We start from the raw sequence: 24,312 nt of genomic DNA, 5'->3' as shown, positions 1-24,312 counted from the left end.
CGCGACGCGCCGGTCACGGCAGTCATCCGCGCATACGGACGTTTCGCGCGCCGCGCCCGGAGGTACTCGCGTCTCGCCCGACGAGGTGAAGGGAGTGCGCCGTGGCCGATCGGCGTGACACAGGCCAGGGCGGCGAGCCCGTGCCGAGGGATCTGCCGGACCAGCTGGTGCGTGAGGGTGAGGATCCCCTGGACATCCCGCTGCCGGCCGACGCGGAGAACGAGTCGGATACGCCCGACACCGACGAGGCCGGGACGGGACGCCAGGACGGCCCCCCGCTCGGCCACCGTCCACCCCGAACATCCCGCGCCGGACGAGTCCTCCGCCTGACTGCGACAGGGAGCCATCATGGGTATGGGCGACCGGATCCGCTCCTGGCCCGTCTACCGTCAGCTCACCGGCACCGACCGCACAGGACGGGGTGCCGCCGCGAAATCGCCGTACACCGAGAGCCTGCGTCCGCGCACCGACCGCGCGGACCGGGTGGTGCAGTCCGTCTGCCCGTACTGTGCGGTCGGCTGCGGCCAGCAGGTGTACGTGAAGGACGAGAAGGTCGTCCAGATCGAGGGCGACCCCGACTCCCCGGTCAGCCGCGGCCGTCTGTGCCCCAAGGGCTCGGCCACCCTCCAGCTGACCACCGGACCGGCCCGTGAGCACCAGGTGCTGTACCGCCGTCCGTACTCGGGTGACTGGGAGACCCTCGACCTGGAAACGGCGATGGACATGGTCGCCGAGCGCGTGATCCGCACCCGGCGCGAGACCTGGGAGTGGGAACACGAGGGGATGCGCACCGCCCGCACCATGGGCATCGCCAGCCTCGGCGGCGCGACACTGGACAACGAGGAGAACTACCTCATCAAGAAGCTGCTGACCGGCCTCGGCGTGGTCCAGGTGGAGAACCAGGCCCGGGTCTGTCACAGCGCGACGGTCGCCGGACTCGGCACCAGCTTCGGCCGCGGCGGCGCCACCACCTTCATGCAGGACCTGCAGCACTCCGACTGCATCGTCATCGAGGGCTCCAACTTCGCCGAGTGCCACCCGGTCGGCTTCCAGTGGGTGATGGAGGCCAAGAAACGCGGCGCCCGCATCATCGACGTCGACCCCCGCTACAACCGCACCAGCGCCCTCGCCGACCTGTACGTCCCGATCCGCGCGGGCACCGACATCGCCTTCCTCGGCGGGATCATCAACCACGTCCTGACCGAGGGGAAGGACTTCCGCGAGTACGTCCTGAAGTACACCAATGCCGCCACCCTGGTCAGCGAGGACTTCCAGGACACCGAGGACCTCGACGGCGTGTTCTCCGGACTCGACGCGGAGAAGGCCCACTACGACCCCTCCACCTGGCAGTACGAGGGCGTGCAGATCCAGCAGCCCGCGGGCGAGGCCGACGAGATGTACGAGGAGCGCACCCGCAAGGCCGCCGGCGCCGAGGCGCACGGCTCCGGCGGCGCCCGCACCGGGCACCGCGCCCCCACCGACGAGACCCTGCAGCACCCGCGCTGCGTCTACCAGGTACTCAAGCGCCACTACGCCCGCTACACCCCCGAGATGGTCGAGGACGTCTGCGGCATCCCCCGCGAGACCTTCCGGCGCGTGTGCGACGAGCTGACCCGCAACTCCGGACCCGAGCGCACCAGCGCCTTCTGCTACGCCGTCGGCTGGACCCAGCACACCACCGGCTCCCAGTTCATCCGCGCCGCGTGCGTCCTGCAGCTGCTGCTCGGCAACATCGGCCGCCCCGGCGGCGGCATCCAGGCGCTGCGCGGCCACGCCTCCATCCAGGGCTCCAGCGACATCCCGACCCTGTTCAACCTGCTGCCCGGCTACATCCCGATGCCGCACGCCCACGAGGACATGAACCTCGACAACTTCATCGAGACGACCCGCACGGTGAAGGGCTTCTGGGCGAACATGCGGGCGTACATCGTCAGCCTGCTGAAGGCCTACTACGGCGATGCCGCCACCCCCGACAACGACTTCTGCTTCGACCACCTGCCGCGCCTGACCGGCTCCCACTCCACCTACGACACGGTGATGGCCCAGCTCGACGGCGACTGCAAGGGCTACTTCCTGCTCGGCGAGAACCCGGCCGTCGGCTCCGCCAACACCCGGCTGCAGCGCCTGGGCATGGCCAACCTGGAGTGGCTGGTCGTACGCGACTTCTCCCTCATCGAGTCGGCGACCTGGTGGAAGGACGGTCCCGAGATCGAGAGCGGCGAGCTGCGCACCGAGGACATCGGCACCGAGGTGTTCTTCTTCCCGGCGGCCGCCCACACCGAGAAGTCCGGCTCCTTCACCAACACCAACCGCTGGGTGCAGTGGCACTACGCGGCCGTGGAACCGGAGGGCGACGCGCGCAGCGACCTGTGGTTCATGTACCACCTGGGGCGCCGCATCAAGGAACGGCTGGCCGGCTCCACCGACCCCATGGACCGGCCGATCCAGGACCTCGCCTGGGACTATCCGGTCACCGGCGAGCTCGAGGAACCCGTCGCCGACGCCGTCCTCGCCGAGATCAGCGGCCACGGCCCCGACAACGGCCCGCTCAGCGCCTACACCGAGCTGAAGGACGACGGCTCCACCCGCTGCGGCTGCTGGATCTACTGCGGTGTCTACGCCGACGGCGTCAACCAGTCCGCCCGCAAGAAGCCCGGCTCGGAGCAGGACTGGGTGGCCGCCGAATGGGCCTGGGCCTGGCCCGCCAACCGGCGCATCCTCTACAACCGCGCCTCCGCCGCCCCCGACGGCACCCCGTGGAGCGAACGCAAGAAGTACCTCTGGTGGGACGCGGAGGCCGGGAAGTGGACCGGCCACGACGTCCCGGACTTCGTGCCCGACCGCGCCCCCGACCACGTGCCCGACGAGGACGCCGAAGGCCCCGACGCGCTGCGCGGCGACGACCCGTTCATCATGCAGGCCGACGGCAAGGGCTGGCTCTACACCCCGGCGGGCCTCGAGGACGGTCCGCTGCCGACCCACTACGAGCCCCAGGACTCGCCCTTCCCCAACGCCCTCTACCCGTCGACCCCGCGCAGCCCGGTGCGCCAGCTGATGCCCCGCGAGGGCAACCGCTACCACCCCAGCGGCGACGAGAAGGGCGCCGACGTCTTCCCGTACGTCGTCACCACCCACCGGCTGACCGAGCACTTCACGGCGGGCGGCATGAGCCGCTGGTCCGAGTACCTGTCCGAGCTGCAGCCGGAGTTCTTCTGCGAGGTCTCGCCCCAACTGGCCCGCGAGCGCGGCCTGGAGAACGGCGGCTGGGCCACCGTCGTCACCGCCCGCAACGCCGTCGAGGCACGCGTGCTGGTGACGGAGCGGATCCGCCCGCTGCGGGTGCAGGGCCGCACGGTCCACCAGATCGGGCTGCCCTTCCACTGGGGGCCCAACGGTGTGGCCACGGGCGACGCGGCCAACGAGCTGACCTCCATCTCCCTCGACCCCAACGCTCACATCCAGGAGGACAAGGCGCTGTCCGCCGACATCCTCCCGGGCCGCCGGCCGCGCGGACCTGACCTGCCGAAGCTGGTCGCCGAGTACCGGCGGCGGGCCGGCATCACCGGGACCACCGGGACGGAGGTGCGCAAGTGAGCGAGGAACGCGTCGGGTTCTTCACCGACACCTCCGTCTGCATCGGCTGCAAGGCCTGCGAGGTGGCCTGCAAGGAGTGGAACGCCATCCCCGAGGACGGCCTGTCCCTGACCGGCATGTCCTACGACAACACCCAGGCGCTCGGCGCCTCCACCTGGCGGCACGTCGCCTTCATCGAGCAGCCGCGCCCCGACGGCCGTACCGAACTGCCCGTCGTGGAGGGCGGGGCGACCGCCCAGGAGACGGCCGTCGACGGCTCGGGCGAACTGCGCTGGCTGATGTCCTCCGACGTGTGCAAGCACTGCACCCACGCCGCCTGCCTCGACGTGTGCCCCACGGGCTCGCTGTTCCGCACCGAGTTCGGCACCGTCGTCGTGCAGGAGGACATCTGCAACGGCTGCGGCTACTGCGTGCCGGCCTGCCCGTACGGCGTCATCGAGCAACGCCCGCACGACGGCCGGGCGTTCAAGTGCACGATGTGCTACGACCGCCTTGGCGCGGGGCAGGAACCGGCCTGCGCCAAGGCCTGCCCCACCGAGTCCATCCAGTTCGGCCCGCTGGACGAACTGCGCGAGCGGGCCGCGCTGCGCGTCGACCAGCTGCACGAGGCCGGCGTCACCGACGCGAGGCTGTACGGCGACGACCCCGACAACGGCGTGGGCGGCGACGGCGCGTTCTTCCTGCTGCTGGACCAGCCGGAGGTGTACGGGCTGCCGCCGGACCCCGTCGTCACCACCCGGGACCTGCCGGCCATGTGGAAGCACGCGGGCGCGGCCGCCCTGTCCCTGCTGGGCGGGGTCGCGGCCTGCTTCGCGCTCGCGGGAAGGGGCCGGCGATGACCGTCTCGGAACGTCCGCAGCGCTCGGGGCGCAGGCGCCGGCGGGGCGAGCAGGCGATGGTGCCGCGCGCGGAATTCCAGTCGTACTACGGCCGTCCCGTCATCAAGGCGCCGTCCTGGGCCGCCCCCGACATCGCCGGGTACTTCTTCCTGGGCGGGCTCGCGGGCGCCGGGTCGGTCCTCGCGGCGGGCGCGCATCTGACCGGCCGTACGACGACCGCCACGGCGCTGAAGGTGTCCTCGCTCGGCGCGATCTCGCTGTCCGCGGCCGCGCTCATCCATGACCTGGGCCGGCCCGGCCGGTTCGCGAACATGCTGCGGGTGTTCAAGCCGACCTCGCCCATGAGCGTGGGGTCGTGGCTGCTGTCGGTCTACGGACCGGCGGCGGGCGCGGCGGCGGCGAGCGCCGTGACCGGCCGGTTGCCGCGGCTCGGGGGCGCGGCAACCGGCGCCGCGGCACTGCTGGGGCCCGCGGTCGCCACGTACACCGGGGTGCTGGCCGCGGACACCGCCGTTCCGGCCTGGCACGGGGCCCACCGTGAGCTGCCGTACCTCTTCGGTGCCTCCGCGGCGGCCGCGGCGGCCGGGATGGCCCTGGCGGTCGGTCCCACCGGCGAGAACGCGCCGGCGCGCTGCGCCGCGGGGCTCGCTGCGCTGGCCGACGCGGCGGTGGAGAAGGCCGCGGAGCGGCGGCTGGGCATGGTCGCGGAGACCTGGAAGGAGGGCAGGGCCGGAAACCTCCTGCGGGCGGCCCGGGTGCTGACGGCGGCAGGCGGGCTGGGCGCGGTGGCCTTCGGCGGCCGCCGCGGTCCGGCGATCGCCTCGGGCCTCGCCCTCCTCGCCGGCTCGGCCTGCACCCGCTTCGGTGTGTTCGCGGCGGGCGTGGCCTCGGCGAAGGACCCCAAGTACACGGTGGTGCCCCAGCGGGAGAGGCTCGACGAAGAGGGGGTGTGAGCCCTCGGCTCACACCCCGGTCCCGGGCCTCATCCGACTTTGCGTCCGCGCAGCGGCTCCGTGTCGGCTCCCGCTCCGTGCTGCAGGCCGTGCAGGAACTCCTCCAGAACCTCCGTCGCCGTGTGCTCGGGCTCCCAGCCCAGCTCCGTGCGGGCGCGGGTGCAGTCCATCAGGGGCAGCCGAAGGACCGCGTCGAAGAGGTGGGGTGAGGCGGGCAGCAGGTGCAGTCCCCAGGCCGCGGCGATCGCCCTGCGGGCCGCGGCGCGGGGGAGCCGCACCGGGCGCGTGCCCAGCATCTCGCCCAGCATCTCCGCGTCGACCGGCGGCTCCGCGGCCAGGTTGAAGGCGCCGCGTACCTCCTGGGCGAGCGCGAGGACGTACGCCCGGGCCGCGTCGTCGGTGTGCAGGGCCTGCACCCGCAGCCCCGGGATGTCCGGGAGGAACGGCAGCATCTCCGGACGCGCCAGCGGCCCCGGCAGGAACCGTCCGCCGAAGATCCGGCGCTGCTCGCTCGCCGACTCCCGCTTGAACAGGAACGCCGGCCGCATCCGCACCACCCGCACCTCGGGATGTTCCCGCTCGAAGGTGTCCAGGGCGCGCTCCAGATACGCCTTCTCCCGGCAGTACGCCGCGTCCGGCCAGCCGTGCGTCGGCCAGGACTCGTCCACCGCGCGTCCCTTCGGCCCCGGCGAGTACGCCCCGACCGACGAGGCGTGCACCAGCGTCGGCACCCCCGCCCTCGCCACCGCCTCGAACACCCGGATACTGCCGAGGACATTGGTCCGCCACGTCACCGCCGGATCGTGCGTGGGCTGGAAGGCCCAGGCCAGATGCACCACCGCGTCGGCGTCCGCGAACACCTTGGCCAGATCCGTGCGCTCCGACGCCAGGTCGACCGGGGACCAGTCCGTCCGGGGCGGGGACCACTCGGGTATCCGCCGGGCCAGCCCCAGCACGGAGCCGACGTCCGATTCCTCGGCCAGGGCGCGCACCACGCTGGTACCGACGTTGCCGGTGGCGCCCGTGACCACGATCCTGCTGCCCGTCGTGCCGCTCACGATCGACTCCCTTCCCGGGGGAGAGACCGAGTACCCGGCCCGTGCTGGGTTCATGACGTCGGAGGTAATCGACCCGCTCGGCGCCGCGCGGAAGCATGAGGGACGTACCCACCGCACCGGATCCCAGGAGGACGTCCATGCCGTACTTCGCCAGCCCCGCCGACGGTACGCGGCTGCACTACGTCGACTACGGACCGGCCGACGGACCCGTGGCCGTCTTCGTCAACAGCGCCTACCTGGGCTCGGAGATGTGGGAGTTCCAGGTGCCCCGGCTCGCCGAGGAGGGCCTGCGCTGCGTGGGCCTGGACCGCCGGGGGCACGGCCGCTCCGACGACGTGTGGGGCGGGTTCGACCTCGACACCCTCGCCGACGACCTGCACGGGCTCCTGGACCACCTGGACCTGTGGCAGGCGACCCTGATCGGTCACTCGATGGGCAGCGTCGAGATCACCCGCTGCCTCACCCGGCACGGCACCGAGCGGGTGGCCCGGGTCGCCTTCGTCGCCGGGATCGCGCCGGGCGTGGTGCGCACCGCCGACAACCCGGACGGCGTGGACCAGGACGTGGTGCTGGCCGCGAACGAGGTCTGCCGGCGCGACCGCGCGGCCTTCTTCCGGGACGGCGTCGACGCCTTCTTCGCCGTCGAGCGCCCCGGCAACGACGTGTCCCCGGCGTACCGGCACCACATCGTCGACCGCGCCCTGATCTCCACGCCTCGCTCCACGGCCGCCGTCCAGGCGCTGATCGCCGTCGTCGACGTCACCGCCGAACTCCCCAAGCTCGACCTGCCGGCCCTGGTGATCCACGGCACCCACGACACCTCGGCCCCCCTGGAGACGACAGCCCACCGGGCCGCCCGCCTCCTGCCCGAGGCCACCCTCAAGGTCTACGAGAACGCCGGCCACGGCCTCTTCGCCACCCATGCCGAGCAACTGACCGCGGATCTGCGGGAGTTCATGACGGACTGAGTCCGGCCCCCGGCCCCCGCCGACCGGGCGCCGCTCCTTCCGCTAGGCGGCGAAGGCGTTCACGCCCGTCAGTTGCGCGGACAGGTCCCACAGGCGGGCCGCCTGGTCCGGGTCGATCGCCCACTGCTTGACGCCGTTGGTGGTCGACTCGTCCGGCGGGGCGATCTCGGCGATATCGCAGTCCTCCAGGTAGACGCCGCCCAGGCCGTCCAGTTGGGGGGAGGTCGCCGCCCACACCTGGGTGGCGGCGCCCTGTTCCGGGGTCTTGAAGCCCTGCGGGTTGAGGAGGTTGCCGTCCGCGTCGATCCAGCCGCGTTCGATCATCTCCTCCTTGGGGATGTGCCGTTGGAGGGGCGTGAGGATGCCGCCGGGGTGCAGGGAGAAGGCGCGGACACCGGCGTCACGCCCCAGCCGGTCGAGGTGGACGGCGAAGAGGACGTTCGCGGTCTTGGCCTGGCCGTAGGCCTCCCACTTGTCGTAGCCGCTCGTCCACTGCACGTCGTCCCAGCGCATGCCGGAGAAGTGGTGGGCGCGGGAGGAGACGGAGACGACGCGGGCGCCGCCCGCCGCGATCGCCGGCCACAGCCGGTTGACGAGGGTGAAGTGACCAAGGTGGTTGGTGGCGAACTGCGCCTCCCAGCCCGGTCCCACCCGTGTCTCCGGGCACGCCATGATCCCGGCGCTGTTGATCACGATGTCGACGGTCCGTCCGGAGGCCAGGAACCGGTCGGCGAAGGAACGCACGCTCTCCAGGTCCCCGAGGTCCAGCTCGTCCACCTCGACGCCGGTCACACCGGCCAGCGCCTCCTCGGCGGTGGCCCGGCGCCGCGCCGGGACGACGACATGGGCGCCCGCCCTCGTCAGGGCCCGGGTCGTCTCCAGGCCGAGGCCCGAGTAGCCGCCGGTGACCAGCGCGAGCCTCCCCGTGAGATCGATGCCCCGCAGGACGTCGTCGGCGGTGCTGGTCGCGCCGAATCCGGATCCGATCTTGTGCTGTGCAGTGGTCATGCCGTGAACGCTACGAAGTGAAGTGCGCTCGAAGTCAAGCGGGACCGGGGCCGGATGCGGAAGGGCCCCGACCGGACGGGGGAATCTCGGTCGGGGCCGTCGAAGGGTGGGCACGGATGGCGGTCGCCTCTCGGCGAAGGGCTCCACAGGGCTTCAGCCGAACGATCGTCCCTGTGGGCGAATGGTGAGGCCCGGGGACACTGTCCCATCCGCACCCACGGCTTGTTCAACGGCGAACTACCTTGTGGTGTTCCGCCGTTGGGATCCTTGCGCGGTGATCTGCGTCACCCGCGCGCGGCGGCCGGAACGGTGTCCGCCCACAGGTTCTCCGCCTGCAGCAGCAGCGACCCGAGGACCGTCGTACGGTCCGCCCCGTACCCGGCCTGCTCCCGCAGCCCCTCCTGCAGCCGCCGGTGCAGCTCGCGCCGGGTTTCCTCGACCCGCTCGTCCACCTCCTCCTCGCCGGGCCCGTCGAGCAGCCGGCGCCCCTGCGCGTGGCAGGCCCGCGCGATCAGCTCCAGCAGCTGCCCGTAGGTGTGCAGCACCGGGGCGTCGGGCGCCGTGGGCGTCCGTTCGTCCTCGGCGGCGACCGCGAGGGTGCGGGTGAGTGTCACCACGTGGCCGGTGATCCGGCTCCAGCGCTCGTCCTCGCTGTCGGGCGGTATGTCCGAGGGCAGCCGGCGCAGCCTGCGCAGCGGCCTGCTGGTCAGGCGCAGGCTCTCCCGGCTCCAGCGGCGGGCCGAGCGCACCGCCTCCAGCCGGTGTTCGAGCCGGGCGGCGCCGTGCCGCCAGCCGCCCACGGTCGCCGCGTCCCAGCGCTCGTGCCGCATGTCGTCGGCGACCGTCCGCAGCATGTCCCCCGCCTCCTCGGCGAGGGTCGCGAGGTTCTCCCGGACGTCCCGCAGATGGATCGGCGGCAGCACCAGCGCGTTGACGGCGATCCCGATCACCGCGCCGAGCGCCGCCTGCCCCACCCGGTGCCCGACCGTGGCCGCAGTGACACTGCCGGCCGCGAGCGTGAACACCGCGGTGGTGGCGCCGTAGATGCCCTGGTCGCCGAAGCGGGACCAGTTGGACAGCAGCATGAGCACCGGCAGGCACAGCGCCAGCGCGCCCAGCGTGTTCCCGGTGACCGCCTGGGCCAGTGAGGCGAACACCGTGCCGGTGCAGATCGCCGCGAACTGCTGCGCCGCGCGCCGCAGGGAGCTGTACACGGTGGCCTGCACCAGCACCAGCGCCACCCAGGGAGCCATCAGGGCCATCGGGTCGTCCATGCCGTCGCTCGCCACGAACCACGCCAGCACCGCCGCCCCCGCGGCCTTCAGCGACTGCACGACCAGATCCCGCTCCCGGCCCGGCGAGCGCCAGGCCGCCCGCACGTTCCGTCCGACGCCGGTCCACTGCCCGCCCTGTGCTGATCGTCGTACCGCTTCGGTCACTCGCGTCATCCGGTGCGGGTAACCGAAGATCGGCTGACCACAGCAGCCCGGACACAGTGACGTGCCGCACTCGGAGCCGGACTGCGGGCCGTAGTCAGGCCAGCGGGCTGCCGTCCAGATCGGCCAGGAGGTGCGCGGGATCGTCGTACACCGCCTCCGCGCCCGCCTCCTCCAGGTCGGCGCGCGGGATTCCGCCGCACAGCACACCGACGCAGCGCACGCCGGCCCGGGTGGCCGCACGCATGTCCCACACGGTGTCGCCGACGAAGACCGCCCGTTCGGCGGGCACCCCGGCGAGCTCCAGGGCGTGCTCGACGGGCTCGGGGGCCGGCTTGCCCTCCTCGACGTCGTCGGCGCTGGCCGTGGCGTGGATCGCCTCGTCGGCGGAGAGCGCGCGCCGCAGGGCAGACAGTTCCGGGCCGCTCGCGGAGGTGGCCAGCACCACCCGCCAGCCGTCGTGATGGAGCCGTCGCAGCAGCCGGCCGGCGTCCTCCAGCGCGGGCAGCCGGTCGAAGTACTGCGCGTACAGCGTCTTGTGCGCGGCGCTCAGCTCGCCGTCCCGGTCCTTGTCCCGCTCCTCGCCCAGCACCCGGGTGATCAGATCCTCCGAGGGCAGGCCGACGGACCGGTGGATGGCGTGCATGGGCACCTGGTGGCCCGCCTGCCGGAACGCCTCCCACCAGGTCGCCACATGCAGGTGGTTGGTGTCCACGAGGGTTCCGTCGACGTCGAACACGGCCGCCCGTTCCATGCGTTCTCCCTTGCTCGCTCTTCGCTCGGGTACCACGTCACGGGCCCGCCACGCCCGCCGGCGTGCGCCGCCGGCGGGTCCAGGCGAGCAGGTCGTCGAGGGCCCAGGTGTTCACCACCCGCTCGGCCGGCACCCCGCACTCCTCGGCGCGGGCGCAGCCGAGGATCTGCCAGTCCAGCTGGCCGGGCGCGTGCGCGTCGGTGTCGATCGAGAAGAGCACGCCCGCCTGAACCGCGCGGCGCAGCAGCCGCCGGGGCGGGTCCAGCCGCTCGGGCCGGCTGTTGATCTCCAGGGCGGTGCCCGTCTCGGCGCACGCGGCGAACACCTCGTCCGCGTCGAACTCCGACTCGGGCCGCCCCCGCCCGGTCACCAGCCTGCCGGTGCAGTGCCCGAGCACGTCGGAGTGCTCGTCGCGGACCGCGGCCACCATGCGCCGGGTCATCGAGCGGGCGTCCATGCGCAGCTTGGAGTGCACCGACACCACGACCACGTCCAGCCGCTCGAGGAGTCCGGGTTCCTGGTCCAGCGAGCCGTCCTCGAGGATGTCGCACTCGATGCCGGTCAGCAGCCGGAACGGCGCCCAGGTCTCGTTCAGCCGCGCCACCACGTCCAGTTGCTCCCTCAGCCGCTCCGGCGACAGCCCGCGCGCCACCGTCAGCCGCGGCGAATGGTCGGTCAGGGCCGCCCACTCGTGCCCGAGCGCCGCGGCGGCCCGTCCCATCTCCTCGATCGGGCTGCCGCCGTCCGACCAGTCCGAGTGCAGATGGCAGTCCCCGCGCAGCCGCGCCCGCAGCTCCGCGCCCGCCCGGTCCCCGTCCGCCGCCCCGGCCTCGTCCTCCAGCTTGCGCAGATAACCGGGCACCTGCCCGGCCAGTGCCTCCTGGACGACCTGAGCCGTCTTCGGGCCGACCCCCTTCAGCGACTCCAACGACCCGGAGGCGGCCCGGTCGCGCACCTCGTCCGCGGGCAGCCTCGCCAGCACGCGGGAGGCCGTACGGAAGGCGCGGACACGGTAGGTCGGCGCCAGGGACCGCTCCAGCAGGAAGGCGATCCGGTCCAGCGCCTCGACGGGATCCATGGCTCCAGGGTTCCCCGGCCGCACGGATCTCGCACGGTTTGTGCCCGCTCACCCGGGGTACTGCGATGCCCCACCCTCAGCGACGGTCAGGAGGTCGGCGATGTCCCCATCAGCTTCCGGCAAGGTGGCCGTGGTCACCGGCTCCGACTCGGGCATCGGCCGCGCCACGGCCGTCCGGCTGGCCGAGGCGGGCATGGACGTCGGCATCACCTGGAACACCGACCACAAGGGCGCCGAGGAGACCGCCGACGAGGTGCGCGCCCACGGGCGGCGGGCCGAGGTGGCCCACCTGGACCTGACCGGCCTGCCCGAGGCCGCCGACACGGTCGACGAGCTGTGCGAACGGCTCGGCCGCCTCGACGTCCTGGTCAACAACTCCGGTACGGGCACCATGACCCCGTTCCTCGATCTGGACCTGGACACCGTCCGCGAGGTCCTCGACGTCGATCTGGTCGGCCCGTTCCTGTGCGGGCAGCGGGCGGCTCGGCACATGATCCGGCAGGGCGACGGCGGCCGCATCGTCAACGTCACCTCCGTCCACGAGCACCAGCCGAGGGTCGGCGCGGCCCCGTACTGCGCGGCCAAGGGCGGTCTGGGACTGCTCACCCAGGTGATGGCCCTGGAACTCGCCGAGTACGGCATCACCGTCAACGCCGTCGCGCCGGGTGAGATCGCCACGCCGATGACCGGCCAGGAGGACGGCGACGTGCACACCGAGCCCCGTCCGGGCATTCCGCTCGGCCGGCCCGGTGACGCCCGTGAGGTGGCCGCCGTCATCGCCTTCCTCGCGAGCCCCGACGCCGGATACGTCACCGGCGCGTCCTGGAGCGTGGACGGCGGAATGCTGCGGATGGGCCCGCAGGCGGGCTCGCATCTCGCCAGTGACGACTGGCGGCGGCCCTGAGCGGGCGGCCGTGAGACTGCGCACCAGCCACTGCGACCGTCCCGGCTTCAGCCGCGTCCGCTGCGGGCGCGGCTTCCGCTACCGGGACGAGACCGGCGCACCCCTGAAGGACCCCGCCCATCTCGACCGCATCCGCGGCCTGGTCATCCCGCCGGCCTGGCGGGACGTGTGGATCTGCCCCTGGCCCAACGGGCATCTGCAGGCCGTCGGCACCGACGACGCCGGACGCCGCCAGTACCTCTACCACGAGCGGTTCCGCGCGCAGCAGGAGCAGGCCAAGCACGAACACGTCCGCGAGGTCGCCCGCACCCTGCCCGAACTGCGCGCCAAGGTGGCGATCGACCTCGCCGGACGCGGACTGAGCCGGGCCCGGGTCACCGCCTGCGCCGTGCGCCTGCTGGACCTGGGCTTCTTCCGCATCGGCAGCGACCGGCACACCAGGCAGAGCGAGACCTACGGCCTGACGACCATGCTGCGCGAGCACGTCACCTGCCGCCGTGGTGAGATCGAGTTCGGTTACCCGGCCAAGGGGGGCGTCGAGCTCGTACGGGCCCTCGTCGACGAACAGGCGCACGCCGTCGTACGGTCCCTGGCGCGGCGCCGGCGTCCTGAGGAGCGGCTGTTCGTGTACCGGGACCGGGGTGCCTGGCACGATCTGCACGGCGACGACCTGAATGAGGCGCTGCGGCGGCTGTCCGGGACGGAGATCACCGCGAAGGACTTCCGCACCTGGCACGCCACGGTCCTCGCAGCCGTCGCGCTCTCCGTCCCCACCGCGCAGGCCCGTGCCACCCCCGCGTCCCGCCGGCGGCAGATCGCCCGCGCGGTCCGCGAGGTCAGTCACTACCTGGGCAACACGCCCGCCGTGTGCCGGGCCTCCTACATCGACCCGAAGGTTTTCGAGCTGTTCGAGCGGGACGTCACGATCGCCGCCGTGCTCACCCGGCTGGGCGAGCACGGCGAGTTCGGGCGTCCGGCCACGCAGGGCGCCGTCGAGCGGGCGGTGCTGGATCTGCTGGAGAGCGGGCGTTGACGGGTCGCCGTCCGCCTCGCGTTCTACGCTCTATTGCATGACCGAACAAGGAGTTCCGCACATCGCCCGTCCACGGGTTCTGGTGCTCGGGGTGTGCCCGGGCAGGCCGGGGCAGGCCCCCTTCCGGATCGTGGAGATCGACGGTCAGGTCATCGGCGAGGCCCGGGCCGTCACCGACGTACTGGAGGCCGCCGCCTCGTACGGCATCCCCATCCACGACCTCGACGACCCGGACCTGATCCGCTGGGTGGGAGGCGACAAGTACACCTGGACGAAGCACTGAGCCGCCGGCTCAGCCGACCGTCCACTTCTGGTTGGCGCCGCCCGTGCACGTCCAGATCTGCAGCCGGGTGCCGTTGGCGGCGTTGTTGCCGGTGACGTCCAGGCACTTGTTCGCCTGCGGGTTGACGATGTCCTGCGCCCCCGTGACGGTCCACTTCTGGTTGGGGCCGCCGGTGCAGTCCCACAGCTGGACGGTCGAGCCGTCCGCGGTGCCGTTGCCGGTGACGTCCAGGCACTTGCCGAGCGCCCGGATCGTGCCGTCGGAGCCCACGGTCCACTGCTGCGCGGCGGTGCCGTTGCAGTCGTAGAGCTGAACGGGCGTGCCGTTGGCGGGGTTCGCGCCGGCGACGTCCACGCACTTGCCGGCCAGGCCCCTGATGGCCGTCCCTGTGGGGGAGTCGCCCGTCGTGACCGACACCGAGTCGACGACCAGCTGCTGCGGGAAGGACGTCGAGCCGTCCGGGTCGCCCGGCCAGTAGCCGCCCACGGCCAGGTTCAGGATCAGGAAGAACGGCTTGTTGAACACCCAGGTCCTGCCGCCGAGATCGGCGGGGGTGCGCCGCTGGTAGACGGTGCCGTCCACCGACCAGGTGATCGAGTCCGGTGCCCAGTCGACGGCGAAGGTGTGGAAGGCGTCCGCGAAGGCCTGTCCGTTCGGCAGGGAGTAGGCGGCGCCGATGCCGCCCGAGCCGGAGTAGCCGGGCCCGTGGATCGTGCCGTGCACGGTGGAGGGCTCGAAGCCGACGTTCTCCATGACGTCGATCTCGCCCGAGTCCGGCCAGTTCACCGGCGTGCCCAGCATCCAGAACGCGGGCCACATGCCCTGCCCCCGCGGGATCTTCATCCGCGCCTCGACATGACCGTACTGGGCGGTGAACCTGCCGGAGGTGTTGAGCCGGGCCGAGGTGTACTGGCAGGTGCCGTACCAGCACTGGTAGTTGGCCGGGTTCTCGCGCCGGGCGGTGATCACCAGATGGCCCTGGCCGTCCAGGGCCGCGTTGCGGGTGCCGGCGGTGTAGTACTGCCGCTCATGGTTGTTGACGTTGTCGCCGGTCTCGGTCTGCCACTTGGAGGAGTCGACGGCGGCACCGGCGGGCCCGTCGAAGGTGTCGGAGAAGGCCACCGCGGCTGCGGCGGCCCTGGGCGGATCCGCGTGCGCCGCACCGGTCGCGGCGGACGCGACCAGCACGGCGGACAGGGCGGCGAACAGACATCGGCGCAGCAGTCGTGGGGAGGCCACGGCACTTCCTTCCATGCGGCGGCCGGGCGCACGGATGCGCCCGGCCGAGGTGGGGGGTGAAGGCGTCGCCTCTTGATTTAAGGAGTGAGATAAGGACACCGTCAATACCCTGGTACGGACCAGGGGTTGACGTGACCGGCTAAGCGCTCTTTGTCCCCTTGGCGGCCCGGCGCGGGACCCGTTCCCGTGCGTGCACCCTGCCCATCCGCCGCCCCAGGACGATCCAGCCGATGAGCGCGCCGCTCGTGTTGAGGATGACGTCGTCGATGTCGAAGGCGCGTCCGTCGACCAGCGCGCCCTGGGCGAACTCCACGAGCAGCATGACCATGGCGGTCAGCAGCAGCACGCGCAGCAGCCCGCGCGCTCGCGGCGCGACGACGGGGATGAGAACGCCGAACGGGATGCCCAGCAGAATGTTGCCGCCGATCTGCTTCACGGCGTCGCGCAGCGCCGGCTGTTCGATGTACGCCCGGATCGAGCGGCCCGGATGCAGATTGGTGTGCACCAGCGAGGCCGAGGCGGGCGAGGGCTCCAGCGTCAGCTTGGCCAGCACCACGGCGAACGCCACCATGAACCCGAAGGCGACCAGCATCGCCAGCAGCCGGATCGGCAGGGGCAGGACATGCCGCTCGCGCGGCTCAGGACGCGAGGCCGGCTCGGTCCTCGCCCTCCTCCAGAATGTGCCGCCCTTCACCGGTGCGCCGCTCTTCGCGGGCTTCGCGGCCTTCTCCGCTCTGCCGTTCTTCGCGGGCTTCCCGGCCTTCCCGGCCTTGTCGGATTTGGCGACACCCAGGCGCCATGCGGAACGTGGGCGCAAGGCTGCACGGGCCATCCGGTCCTCCAGTCTTCAACTTCCCTGTGTCGAAAGGCGGTTACCCCCACATCCGCCGACGATGCCGCCGTGCCCGGTTCCTGGGTGGTGCGCCCGCGCGGTTTTTCTTCCCGCTGTCGGGGCAACCGGGCGGTGAGCCGAGCGCGCCGCTCCCCGCGGCGCCCGCCGCGATGCTTGGATGCCGCGGAAGGACGGACCGGACCTCTCGCCGCGAAGGCGTGCGAGCGGAGCCCGAGGAGGTGGCGCATGACCCCGCGGACCGCGCTCCTCGCGGCGGCCGAACTGCTGGGCTGGTGGGTCGCGCTCGCCCTGCTGTGGCTGGTCCTCATCAGCACCGTCGACACCCTCGAACTCGCGGTCGGCGCGGCCTCGGCCCTGGTCGGCGCCCTCGCCGCGCGGGCGGCGCGACGGGCGGTGACCGGATCGTGAACGGCTGGCTGCTCGCCGCCACCGTCGGTCTCGCCGGCGGCCTGGGCGCGGCCCTGTGGGGCGTCGCCACCGGCCCGCTGCGCCGCCGCGTCGTGGCGCAGAACCTGTCCACCGCCCTCGCCTGCCCGGGCCTGCTGCTGCTGTCCCAGGCCTACCACCGGCCGTCGTACGCCGACCTCGGTCTGGTCCTCGCCCTGCTCGGCCCGGTCGGCACCCTGGTCTTCGCTCGGCTGCTCGCCGACGAACTGGCCGAGGACCCGCCGCGCGCCTGGGGTCTGACCTGGACGGTCGCCGGCCTCGGCGCGGCCGCGGTGACCGCCCTGTGCGTGGCGACCGGACCCAGCCGGGCGATGGTCAAACTGCTGGTCATCGGCGCCCTGCTGATCAGCGGGAACGTGATCGCCTCGCGTGCCCTGTCCGGCGGCTTCCGGGGGGTCCGCGGTGGCTGACGCGGTGATCGTCGTCGCGCTGCTGCTGGTCGCGGCGTCCGCCACGATGGCCGTGGCGACCCGCGACCCGATGCGCCAGGCCCTCGTCCTGTCCGTCCTCGGCGTCGTCCTCGCCGTGCTGTTCACCGTCCTGCAGGCACCGGACGTCGGCCTGTCCCAGCTCGCCGTCGGTTCCGCCCTCACCCCGCTGCTGCTGATGCTCGCCGTCCGCAAGATCAGGCGGCGCGGCCGGGAGAAGGAGGGCGAGCGGTGACCCGGCGCGCCCGACTGTGGGTCCTGCTGACCGGCGGCGCGGGCCTGGCCGCCCTGCTGGTCGCCGCCTGCCTGCGGCTGCCGCACTTCGGCGGCGACCGGCACCCCTACGGCGACCGCGCGGTCCACGCCTCCCTGGCCCGGCGCACCGCCAACACCATCTCCTCCGTCAACTTCGACCAGCGCGCCTTCGACACCCTCGGCGAGATGACCATCCTCTTCGCGGCCGTCCTGGGCTGCGTGGTCCTGCTGCGCCAGACCCAGGACGAGCGGCGCGCCCGCCCCGAACCCGCCGACGTGGCCCGGCCGGTGCGCCGCTACGCCCTCCTCGTCCTGCCCGTCGCCCTGCTGACCGGCCTCTACGTCGTCGCCCACGGCCAGCTCAGCCCCGGGGGCGGCTTCCAGGGCGGGGTCGTCGCCGCGACCGCCCTGCACCTGCTCTACCTCGGCGCCGACTACGCCGCCCTGGAACGCGTCCGCCCGGTCGGCCGATACGAGGTCGGCGACGCGCTGGCCTCCTCCGCCTACGTCGTCACCGGCATCGCGGGCCTCATCGGCGGCACGGCCTTCCTGGCCAACACCCTGCTGCCGTACGGCACCTTCAACACCCTCTCGTCCGGCGGCACCGTGCCGCTGCTGAACGCGGCCATCGGCATGGAGGTCGCCTGCGCGGTCGTCGTCCTGCTCGCCCGCTTCCTGGACCAGGCCGTCGAGATCGAGGAGGAGAGCGGGAGATGAGATCCGTGATGGACGTGCTGCCGTACCTGGTGGCGGTGTGGGTCTTCCTGACCGGCTGCTACGGCCTGGCCACCAGCCGCAACCTCATCCACGCCGTGGGCTGTCTGTCCGTCTGCCAGGCCGGCACCTATGTCCTGCTGCTGGCCGTCGGCTACCGGGACAAGGCCACCGCCCCCGTCTTCTCCGACATCAAGCCCGGCTCCCGCCCGGTCGTCGACCCGGTCGTCCAGGCGCTGACCCTCACCGACGTCGTCGTCGGCGCCACCGTCACCGCCCTGCTCCTCGCGCTCGTCGTCCAGATCGCCAAACGCCACGGCACCGTCGACCCCGACGAACTCTCCGAGCTGCGCGGCTGATGAACGACCTGCTGCCGCTCCTGGTCGCCGTCCCCGTCCTCGGGGCCGCCCTGCTCGTCGCCGTCGGCCGCCGGCTGCCCCGGGTCGCCGCCGAGTCCGCGGGCTGCGCGGTGTCGGCCGCGACGGCCGGACTCGCCGTCGTGCTGCTGCTCGGCTCCTCGCCGCCGATGGCGGAGTGGGTGGGCGGCTGGACGCCCGTCGACGGCCACAGCGTCGGCATCGTCCTGACCGGCGACGGACCCGGCCTCGGCATGGCCGCGCTCGCCTCGCTGCTGACCCTGGCGGCGCTGGTCTACTCCTGGCACTACTTCGACGAACCGCCGCGCCGCCACGCGGGCTCTTTCCCGGCGCTGATGCTGCTGTTCCAGGGCGGCATGTGCGGGTTCGCGATCGCCGGCGACCTGTTCAACATGTTCGTCTGGTTCGAGCTGATGAGCGTCGTCGCCTACGCGCTGACCGGCACCCGGGTCGAGGAGGCCAGGCCCGTGCAGGGAGCGCTGAGTTTCGCCGTCGTCAACTCCCTCGGCGCGTACGCCATGCTGATGGGCCTCGGGCTGCTGTACGCCCGCACCGGCGAGCTGGCCCTCACGCAGATCGGGCGCGGTCTCGACGCACACGGCGCGCCGGACGCGCTCACCGTCGCCGGCTTCGTCCTCGTCCTGACCGGTCTGCTGGTCAAGGCCGCGGCCGTCCCCTTCCACTTCTGGCTCCCCGACGCGCACGCCGTCGCCCCCACCCCGGTGTGCATGCTGCTGTCCGGTGTCATGGTCGAACTCGGCGCCTACGGCGTCTGGCGCGTGTACGGCACCGTCTTCGCCGGACCCGGTGGCATCCCGCCCCAGGACCTGCGGCGCGCTCTGGTGGTGCTCGGCGTGCTCACGGTGGTGATCGGCGCGGTGATGTGCTGGTACCAGCGGCACATCAAACGGCTGCTCGCCTACTCGACGGTCGCCCACACCGGGCTCTTCCTCATCGGCATCGGTGTGCTGACCCCCGAGGCCGACGACGGGGTCGCGCTGTACGTCCTCGGACACGCCGGCGTGAAGGCCGCCCTGTTCGCCCTCACGGGCATCCTCCTCGACCGCTACGGCAGCGTCGACGAGCACGCCCTGCACGGGCGCGCCCGCGCGCTGCGCGGGGTGGCCGTGATGTACGTCCTCGGGGGCCTCGCCCTCGCGGGGCTGCCGCCGTTCGGCACCGCGCTCGGCAAGGCCGTCGCCGAGGAGGCCGGGGGCGGCCCGCTGACCGTGCTGTACGTCGCGGGGAGCGCGGTGACCGCCGCGGCCGTGCTGCGCGTCGCCGCCGGGGTGTTCCTCGGCCTCGGCCCCACCCCGCCGGACCAGGGCGACTTCGAGACGACCGGCTCGGGCGAACAGCCGGAGACGGGACACCGCATCCGGCGGATCCCGGACACCATGACGGCGGTGCCGGCCGTACTGCTGGCCGCAGCGCTCGCCGTGGGCGTGGGCCCCGGCTTCGCCGACGTCGTGGCGCGCTCGGTGAACGAGGCCGGGTCCGGCGGGGTGATCGGGTCCGCGGAGTGGACGGGACCCGGCGTGCTGCTCGGCCTGCTGTCGACCGGGCTCGCCGTGGGCCTCGCCGCCCTCGCCGCCGTCCGCCCGAAACTGCTGACGTGCCCGGACTGGGCGCTGCCGCTGCGGCGCCTGCAGTCCGGGCACGTCGGGGACTACGTGGCATGGGTGCTGGTCGGGGCCGCACTGCTCGGCGCGCTGGCGCTGCCGGGAGTGCTGGGCGCCTGATCAGCTCTGGTAGGAGACGTGCACCTCCTTGAAGCCGAGCGAGTGCAGCAGCCCCTGCAGCATGTCGACGGTGTTGGTCTCGGCACGCTTGGTCAGCCCGCTGTCCTTGGCGGCCTCGCCGATGTGCTTCACCGCGAGCTTCTGCACCGCCTGCTCACCGTTGGGGTTGTCCGAGAAGAAGTCGCCGAGGCGGTCCAGCAGACCGCGCTGCTTGGAGACGGCGTAGGAGCGGTCGGGGTCGAGGGCCGGCTTGCCGAGCGCGGCGTGCGGCAACCGGATGGTGGCGGACGTGCGGTCGCCGTTGACCGTCACGTCGTCCTTGCCGACCTTGCCCAGGTCGACATAGGCGTCGACGGTGCCGGCCCCGACGTACAGGGTCCGGCTGCCGCGGATCGCGTCGGGCAGATACTTGGTGTCCTTCTCCAGGTCCACCACGACCTGGAAGTTGCCGGAGGCGGCGTCGTAACGGCTCATGTCCTGAATGGACTGCAGCAGCGCGGGACCGGTGCGGTCGTGCGTCTGCGTCCCGAACAGGTCCTTGAGACCGGGCAGCACACTCAGCCGGATCCCGGCGAAGAACACCACGAGCACCAGCACGACGGCGCTCACCGCCTTCGCCCAGCCGGGCATGCGCCTGGACACGCGCCTGATGGGAGTCGTCATGGCGGCGGTCCTCCTTCCTGAACTACTTCCACGGATGCCCGCCAAATCCCTTGGCAGACCGTGTCGTTGGCCGATCGATATCTGGTGGGGGGCAGACGGGGCGCACTAGCGTGGGAGAACTGTCCGTACCGGCACCCCTGGAGTCCCGGATGAGTACAGACAGCACAGCCCTCTCCCGCTGCCCCATGCACCGCATCGACCTCCCCGAGGCCGGTCCGCCCCGGCGCACCGCGCTGGCCACCGGCACCCCGGTCTGGCTCGTGACCCGCTACGCCGACGTCCGCCAGGTGCTCATGGACCACCGCTTCGACAGGCGATCGCTGCACGCGGACGACGCGCCGCCGCTGCTCGTCGTGCCGAACCTGCTGGGGGACCCGGACGGCATGGTCAACCTCGACGGCGAACCGCACCAGCGGCTGCGCGGCACCGTGCAGCGGGCGTTCACGCCCCGCGCGATCGCCCGCTGGCGGCCCTGGGTGGCCTCCGTCGTCGACACCCTCCTCGACGACTTCGCGGCCGGGGAGCGGCCGGCCGACATCGTCGAGGGGTTCACCCGTCCGCTGCCCGTCTCGGTGATCTGCCGTCTGATGGGCCTCGACCACCTCGACCGCGAGCGCATCCGCCATTGGGCCGACCACGCCCTCTCCGGCGGCGCGCACACGCGGGAGGAGGTGGTGGCCGCCATGGCGGAGTTCGCGGAGTTCGGCGCCGAACTGATCGCCGAACGGCGCAAGGCACCCGGCGACGACCTGGTCAGCGGTCTCGTGGCGGCGGGCGACGCCCTCGGCATCGACGAACGGCAGCTCGTGCGGCTGGTGTGCGGTCTGGTGGTGGCCGGGCACGAGACGACCATGACGGCGCTCGGCAACCTCGTCGTCTACCTCCTCACCGACCGCCGTGACGTCTACGCCGGTCTCGCCGAGGGCGAGGAGACGGCCGCCACAGCCGCCGAGCAGCTGCTGCGCGCCGTCCCGCTCAGCGAGGGCCGCGTCCTGCCCGGGCTGCTCCGGCGGGCCGTCGAGGACACCGAGGTCGGCGGTGTCCGCATTCCGGCGGGCAGCGTGGTCGCCGTACAGACCAACTCCGCCAGCCGCGACACCGCCGTCTTCCCGCCCGGCCCGCCGGATCCCTTCACCCCTTTGCCCGCGCCCACCGTCGTCTTCGGCGCCGGCCCCCACCACTGCCTCGGCGCCTGGCTCGCCCGCCTGGAACTCGGCCTCGCCCTGCACCGCCTCGCCTCCCGCTTCCCCGGCCTGCGCGCCGAGTTCACCCCGGAGACGATCGACTGGCGCGAGGGCCAGATGACCCGAAGCCCACGCACCCTGCCGGTGTCGTGGTGAAGCGGCACGGGGGGTACAGCCGCGTCGGCCGCCCCTGACCGACCGCTCCGGCCAGATCACCCGGCCACCGCACCGCCCCGGGCCCGCACGCCGGCCGGGCAGCACGTCCGCCGCCCGGCCGGAAGCCGCCGACACCGTCCGCCCGCACCGGGTCACCCGGCACGCAGTCCCCGGAGAGGGCATGCCGACAGGCACCGGCCACCTCGGCGCCCGCCCTCCGGGCTGACGACGGGAGCGGCCGAAAGGGGCCAGAGCCTGTTGCGACAGTCCCGCCTGCCCCGAGGTGCTCGACACGCTTCCCCAAGGGGGCACCCCACTCGCCGCACCGGGCACAAATCCAAGTACGTCCATTACGCGGGCTTGCACCCGGCACGCCGAGAGCACGCTCCCCAGGGGCCCATGACGCCACAGGGCTCGCCCTCCAGGGCGGACGACGGGCACGGCCGAAAGGGGCTAGTGCGTCCGCAGCTCCCGGTCGCCCGATGGGCGGGACCACCACACGCCCTCGCCGTGGGTGAGGCCGGGCAGGCGCAGCTCGATCTCGCGTACCCGGCGGGCCGGCAGCTCGCCGGTGATCAGCCAGGACGACGCGCCGGGCGTGGTTCCGGTGAACTCCGCGCCGTGTGAGGCGAGTTCGGCGGTCACCGGGGCCAGGGCGGCGAGCGGGATCTCCGTCTCGAACGCGTGGTACGGCTCGTACAGCCGCGTCCGCGCCTCCTCGAGCGCGCGGCGCAGCACCACCGGGGTGAGACCCCGGAAGTCGGCCGCCGTACTGATCGGCGAGCAGTAGCCGGAGCGGATCAGCGTCACGCGGTAGTCGGTGACCGGCGCGCCCGAAAGCCCGGTCAGCATGCCGGCGTGCACCGCGTCCTCGATGGCCTGGTGGAAGGCGCGGGGGAGTGCGCCCAGTTCCGTCTCGTACGTGAACACCCCGCCGGAGTCGCGCGGTCCCGGCGCCACCCGCAGCCCGATCGTCGCCCAGTAACGGGTGCCCAGGTGCCACGGCATCTCCGCGCAGGCCTCGCCCACGCCCCGCGGCCGCTCCAGGAACCGCACCCGGCCCGGCTCGAAGTCCGCCTCGACACCGAAGTCCTGGGCCAGCGTCGCCGCGATCACCTCCATCTGGACCTCGCCGTACAGCAGCAGCGCGGTGGCTCCCCCGGGCGCCGGCCGGGCGTGGATCAGGGGGTCCTGGTCGGCGAGGGCCAGAAGGGCCTCACGGAGTCGCGCCGCCTGCTCCGGGCGGCGGGCACGGGCCACGGTCTCCAGTGTCGGAGGCGCGAACTGCGGTGCCCGGTCGCTGAGTTCACCGAGCCGGTCACCCACCCGCACTCCACCCAGCCCGCCGATCGCCGCGATGTTCCCGGCGGTCAAGGGCCCCTCCCGGCCGACGACGTCCAGGCGGTGAGCCCGACCGGAGACCTCGGTGGTCCGGCCGTCGGCCTCGCGCCGCAGGAACGTCAGCCGCTGGCGCTGCGCCACCTCACCGTCGTACAACCGCAGGTACGCCGTCCGCTCGCCGCCCGGTCCGGGCCGTACGGCGAACACGGTGCCATGTGGTCCCACGGCACCGGACGTCGGGGCCGGAGGGATCAGGCGGATCACCGTGTCCACGAGACCGGCGATGCCCTGGCCGCCGAGCGCCGAGCCGAACAGGACGGGGTGGAAGGAGCCGGCGGCCGTGTGCGCCGCGAGGGCCTTGGAGAGGTCGTCGGCGGTCGGCTCGGGGCCGTCGACGAGCGCCGCGAGGATGCCCGGGTCGACCTCGGCGAGCCCCTCGGCCAGCCGCTGATCCGCGGCCGGGCGGGGTGTCACGCGCGCGTCGGGGGTGCCGATGCCCGTCACGTCCGTGAGCGGGGCGACGTACGGCGTCAGCTTGCTGCGGATGTCGGCGAGCAGGCTTTCACCGCGGGCACCCGCCCGGTCGATCTTGTTGACGAAGACCAGGGTGGGCAGCCGCAGCCGCCGCAACGTCCTCATCAGCACCCGCGTCTGCGCCTGCACGCCCTCCACGGCGGACAGCAGCAGGATCGCGCCGTCGAGCACCTCCAGGGCACGTTCGACCTCGGCGATGAAGTCGGAGTGACCGGGTGTGTCGATGAGGTTGACCTGGGTGTCACCGACGGTGAACGCGGCCACCGCGGAGCGGATGGTGATGCCGCGCTGCCGCTCGATCTCCCCGTCGTCCGTACGGGTGTCACCTCTGTCGACGCTGCCGAGCCGGTCGATCGCTCCGTGGTCGAACAGCAGCCGCTCGGTCAGGCTGGTCTTACCGGCGTCGACGTGGGCCAGAATTCCGATGTTCAGGGTGTGCATGCGGGGTCGAGTCCTCGAGAACCGTGGGCC

General features: G+C 72.8%; 23 protein-coding genes. 14 read left to right on the top strand and 9 right to left on the bottom strand.

Annotated features, from left to right (window positions below; all coding sequences use genetic code 11):
• Nucleotides 1-348: 348 nt before the first annotated feature.
• From fdh to nrfD, 3 genes are read left to right on the top strand one after another with little or no spacing between them, the layout of a single operon-like run.
• On the top strand, nt 349-3,594 hold the full coding sequence (gene fdh, locus ACWCQ1_RS20020; protein ID WP_358599115.1) for a formate dehydrogenase: 3,246 nt from the start codon (nt 349-351) through the stop codon (nt 3,592-3,594).
• Nucleotides 3,591-4,433 (top strand): 4Fe-4S dicluster domain-containing protein, encoded by an 843-nt coding sequence (locus ACWCQ1_RS20015; RefSeq protein ID WP_451027026.1) that lies wholly within the window; start codon nt 3,591-3,593, stop codon nt 4,431-4,433. Before fdh ends, ACWCQ1_RS20015 begins: the two co-directional genes overlap by 4 nt.
• Nucleotides 4,434-4,489: 56 nt before the next feature.
• The gene (nrfD, locus tag ACWCQ1_RS20010) at nt 4,490-5,386 is read left to right on the top strand and encodes an NrfD/PsrC family molybdoenzyme membrane anchor subunit (RefSeq protein WP_451027066.1); all 897 of its coding nucleotides are present in this window, start codon (nt 4,490-4,492) and stop codon (nt 5,384-5,386) included.
• Between the two features lie 29 nt (nt 5,387-5,415).
• Here nrfD and ACWCQ1_RS20005 read toward each other — a convergent pair whose 3' ends face one another.
• Entirely contained in the window at nt 5,416-6,444 is a 1,029-nt protein-coding gene (locus ACWCQ1_RS20005; protein WP_451027025.1) for an SDR family oxidoreductase, read from the bottom strand.
• 137 nt (nt 6,445-6,581) lie between these two features.
• Here ACWCQ1_RS20005 and ACWCQ1_RS20000 point away from each other — a divergent pair, with 137 nt between their 5' ends.
• Nucleotides 6,582-7,412, top strand: a complete 831-nt coding sequence (locus ACWCQ1_RS20000) for an alpha/beta fold hydrolase (RefSeq protein WP_451027024.1) — start codon at nt 6,582-6,584, stop codon at nt 7,410-7,412.
• A 42-nt stretch (nt 7,413-7,454) separates the two neighbouring features.
• On the opposite strand, the gene ACWCQ1_RS19995 is transcribed toward ACWCQ1_RS20000, so the two are convergent.
• The 4 genes from ACWCQ1_RS19995 to ACWCQ1_RS19980 all read right to left on the bottom strand — a co-directional run bounded on the left by ACWCQ1_RS19995 (nt 7,455) and on the right by ACWCQ1_RS19980 (nt 11,688).
• Entirely contained in the window at nt 7,455-8,420 is a 966-nt protein-coding gene (locus ACWCQ1_RS19995) for an SDR family NAD(P)-dependent oxidoreductase (protein WP_451027023.1), read from the bottom strand.
• Between the two features lie 284 nt (nt 8,421-8,704).
• Entirely contained in the window at nt 8,705-9,868 is a 1,164-nt protein-coding gene (locus ACWCQ1_RS19990) for an FUSC family protein (RefSeq protein ID WP_451027022.1), read from the bottom strand.
• Nucleotides 9,869-9,953: 85 nt separating this feature from the next.
• Entirely contained in the window at nt 9,954-10,610 is a 657-nt protein-coding gene (locus ACWCQ1_RS19985) for an HAD family hydrolase (protein WP_451027021.1), read from the bottom strand.
• Nucleotides 10,611-10,647: 37 nt separating this feature from the next.
• Nucleotides 10,648-11,688 carry a PHP domain-containing protein gene (locus ACWCQ1_RS19980; RefSeq protein WP_451027020.1) on the bottom strand — a complete coding sequence of 347 codons (1,041 nt, stop codon included), beginning with the start codon at nt 11,686-11,688 and terminating at the stop codon, nt 10,648-10,650.
• 100 nt (nt 11,689-11,788) lie between these two features.
• Here ACWCQ1_RS19980 and ACWCQ1_RS19975 point away from each other — a divergent pair, with 100 nt between their 5' ends.
• From ACWCQ1_RS19975 to ACWCQ1_RS19965, 3 genes are read left to right on the top strand one after another with little or no spacing between them, the layout of a single operon-like run.
• The gene (locus ACWCQ1_RS19975) at nt 11,789-12,592 is read left to right on the top strand and encodes an SDR family oxidoreductase (RefSeq protein ID WP_451027019.1); all 804 of its coding nucleotides are present in this window, start codon (nt 11,789-11,791) and stop codon (nt 12,590-12,592) included.
• Nucleotides 12,593-12,602: 10 nt separating this feature from the next.
• A complete protein-coding gene (locus ACWCQ1_RS19970) occupies nt 12,603-13,625 on the top strand; it encodes a DNA topoisomerase IB (protein WP_451027018.1) in 1,023 nt (340 codons plus the stop codon).
• A 37-nt stretch (nt 13,626-13,662) separates the two neighbouring features.
• Nucleotides 13,663-13,908 (top strand): hypothetical protein, encoded by a 246-nt coding sequence (locus ACWCQ1_RS19965; RefSeq protein WP_133043593.1) that lies wholly within the window; start codon nt 13,663-13,665, stop codon nt 13,906-13,908.
• A 9-nt stretch (nt 13,909-13,917) separates the two neighbouring features.
• Here the strand turns inward: ACWCQ1_RS19965 and ACWCQ1_RS19960 are convergent, their stop codons facing one another.
• Nucleotides 13,918-15,147 (bottom strand): lectin, encoded by a 1,230-nt coding sequence (locus ACWCQ1_RS19960; protein ID WP_133043594.1) that lies wholly within the window; start codon nt 15,145-15,147, stop codon nt 13,918-13,920.
• 139 nt (nt 15,148-15,286) lie between these two features.
• Nucleotides 15,287-15,979, bottom strand: a complete 693-nt coding sequence (locus ACWCQ1_RS19955; protein ID WP_451027017.1) for a VanZ family protein — start codon at nt 15,977-15,979, stop codon at nt 15,287-15,289.
• A 246-nt stretch (nt 15,980-16,225) separates the two neighbouring features.
• Here ACWCQ1_RS19955 and ACWCQ1_RS19950 point away from each other — a divergent pair, with 246 nt between their 5' ends.
• From ACWCQ1_RS19950 to ACWCQ1_RS19925, 6 genes are read left to right on the top strand one after another with little or no spacing between them, the layout of a single operon-like run.
• On the top strand, nt 16,226-16,408 hold the full coding sequence (locus tag ACWCQ1_RS19950; protein ID WP_451027016.1) for a hypothetical protein: 183 nt from the start codon (nt 16,226-16,228) through the stop codon (nt 16,406-16,408).
• Nucleotides 16,405-16,857 carry an MrpF/PhaF family protein gene (locus ACWCQ1_RS19945; RefSeq protein ID WP_451027015.1) on the top strand — a complete coding sequence of 151 codons (453 nt, stop codon included), beginning with the start codon at nt 16,405-16,407 and terminating at the stop codon, nt 16,855-16,857. Before ACWCQ1_RS19950 ends, ACWCQ1_RS19945 begins: the two co-directional genes overlap by 4 nt.
• Entirely contained in the window at nt 16,850-17,110 is a 261-nt protein-coding gene (locus ACWCQ1_RS19940) for a Na(+)/H(+) antiporter subunit B (RefSeq protein WP_451027014.1), read from the top strand. Before ACWCQ1_RS19945 ends, ACWCQ1_RS19940 begins: the two co-directional genes overlap by 8 nt.
• Nucleotides 17,107-17,847: an MnhB domain-containing protein gene (locus ACWCQ1_RS19935; RefSeq protein WP_451027013.1), complete on the top strand. Its 741-nt coding sequence runs from the start codon at nt 17,107-17,109 to the stop codon at nt 17,845-17,847. Before ACWCQ1_RS19940 ends, ACWCQ1_RS19935 begins: the two co-directional genes overlap by 4 nt.
• 8 nt (nt 17,848-17,855) lie before the next feature.
• The gene (locus ACWCQ1_RS19930; protein WP_358599317.1) at nt 17,856-18,203 is read left to right on the top strand and encodes a sodium:proton antiporter; all 348 of its coding nucleotides are present in this window, start codon (nt 17,856-17,858) and stop codon (nt 18,201-18,203) included.
• A complete protein-coding gene (locus ACWCQ1_RS19925; protein ID WP_451027012.1) occupies nt 18,203-19,963 on the top strand; it encodes a complex I subunit 5 family protein in 1,761 nt (586 codons plus the stop codon). Before ACWCQ1_RS19930 ends, ACWCQ1_RS19925 begins: the two co-directional genes overlap by 1 nt.
• On the opposite strand, the gene ACWCQ1_RS19920 is transcribed toward ACWCQ1_RS19925, so the two are convergent.
• Entirely contained in the window at nt 19,964-20,626 is a 663-nt protein-coding gene (locus ACWCQ1_RS19920) for a DUF4230 domain-containing protein (protein WP_208778316.1), read from the bottom strand.
• Between the two features lie 149 nt (nt 20,627-20,775).
• On the opposite strand from ACWCQ1_RS19920, the gene ACWCQ1_RS19915 reads away from it, so the two are divergent.
• Complete coding sequence (locus tag ACWCQ1_RS19915) at nt 20,776-21,966, top strand: cytochrome P450 (RefSeq protein WP_358599161.1); 1,191 nt, start codon at nt 20,776-20,778, stop codon at nt 21,964-21,966.
• A gap of 453 nt (nt 21,967-22,419) precedes the next feature.
• Here ACWCQ1_RS19915 and otr(A) read toward each other — a convergent pair whose 3' ends face one another.
• On the bottom strand, nt 22,420-24,282 hold the full coding sequence (gene otr(A), locus ACWCQ1_RS19910; protein WP_358599164.1) for a tetracycline resistance ribosomal protection protein Otr(A): 1,863 nt from the start codon (nt 24,280-24,282) through the stop codon (nt 22,420-22,422).
• Between the last annotated feature and the right edge of the window lie 30 nt (nt 24,283-24,312).

This window comes from Streptomyces sp. NPDC002144 (genome assembly GCF_053593695.1).
This window is presented reverse-complemented; position numbering and strand designations above follow the sequence as displayed.

Excerpts from the sequence above, each read along its gene's own strand:
- fdh (WP_358599115.1), top strand. The coding sequence starts at position 349 with ATGGGTATGGGCGACCGGATCCGCTCCTGGCCCGTCTACCGTCAGCTC.
- nrfD (WP_451027066.1), top strand. The coding sequence starts at position 4,490 with ATGGTGCCGCGCGCGGAATTCCAGTCGTACTACGGCCGTCCCGTCATC.
- ACWCQ1_RS20000 (WP_451027024.1), top strand. The coding sequence starts at position 6,582 with ATGCCGTACTTCGCCAGCCCCGCCGACGGTACGCGGCTGCACTACGTC.
- ACWCQ1_RS19995 (WP_451027023.1), bottom strand. The coding sequence starts at position 8,420 with ATGACCACTGCACAGCACAAGATCGGATCCGGATTCGGCGCGACCAGC.
- ACWCQ1_RS19990 (WP_451027022.1), bottom strand. The coding sequence starts at position 9,868 with ATGACGCGAGTGACCGAAGCGGTACGACGATCAGCACAGGGCGGGCAG.
- ACWCQ1_RS19985 (WP_451027021.1), bottom strand. The coding sequence starts at position 10,610 with ATGGAACGGGCGGCCGTGTTCGACGTCGACGGAACCCTCGTGGACACC.
- ACWCQ1_RS19980 (WP_451027020.1), bottom strand. The coding sequence starts at position 11,688 with ATGGATCCCGTCGAGGCGCTGGACCGGATCGCCTTCCTGCTGGAGCGG.
- ACWCQ1_RS19975 (WP_451027019.1), top strand. The coding sequence starts at position 11,789 with ATGTCCCCATCAGCTTCCGGCAAGGTGGCCGTGGTCACCGGCTCCGAC.
- ACWCQ1_RS19965 (WP_133043593.1), top strand. The coding sequence starts at position 13,663 with ATGACCGAACAAGGAGTTCCGCACATCGCCCGTCCACGGGTTCTGGTG.
- ACWCQ1_RS19955 (WP_451027017.1), bottom strand. The coding sequence starts at position 15,979 with ATGGCCCGTGCAGCCTTGCGCCCACGTTCCGCATGGCGCCTGGGTGTC.
- ACWCQ1_RS19950 (WP_451027016.1), top strand. The coding sequence starts at position 16,226 with ATGACCCCGCGGACCGCGCTCCTCGCGGCGGCCGAACTGCTGGGCTGG.
- ACWCQ1_RS19930 (WP_358599317.1), top strand. The coding sequence starts at position 17,856 with ATGGACGTGCTGCCGTACCTGGTGGCGGTGTGGGTCTTCCTGACCGGC.
- ACWCQ1_RS19925 (WP_451027012.1), top strand. The coding sequence starts at position 18,203 with ATGAACGACCTGCTGCCGCTCCTGGTCGCCGTCCCCGTCCTCGGGGCC.
- ACWCQ1_RS19920 (WP_208778316.1), bottom strand. The coding sequence starts at position 20,626 with ATGACGACTCCCATCAGGCGCGTGTCCAGGCGCATGCCCGGCTGGGCG.
- ACWCQ1_RS19915 (WP_358599161.1), top strand. The coding sequence starts at position 20,776 with ATGAGTACAGACAGCACAGCCCTCTCCCGCTGCCCCATGCACCGCATC.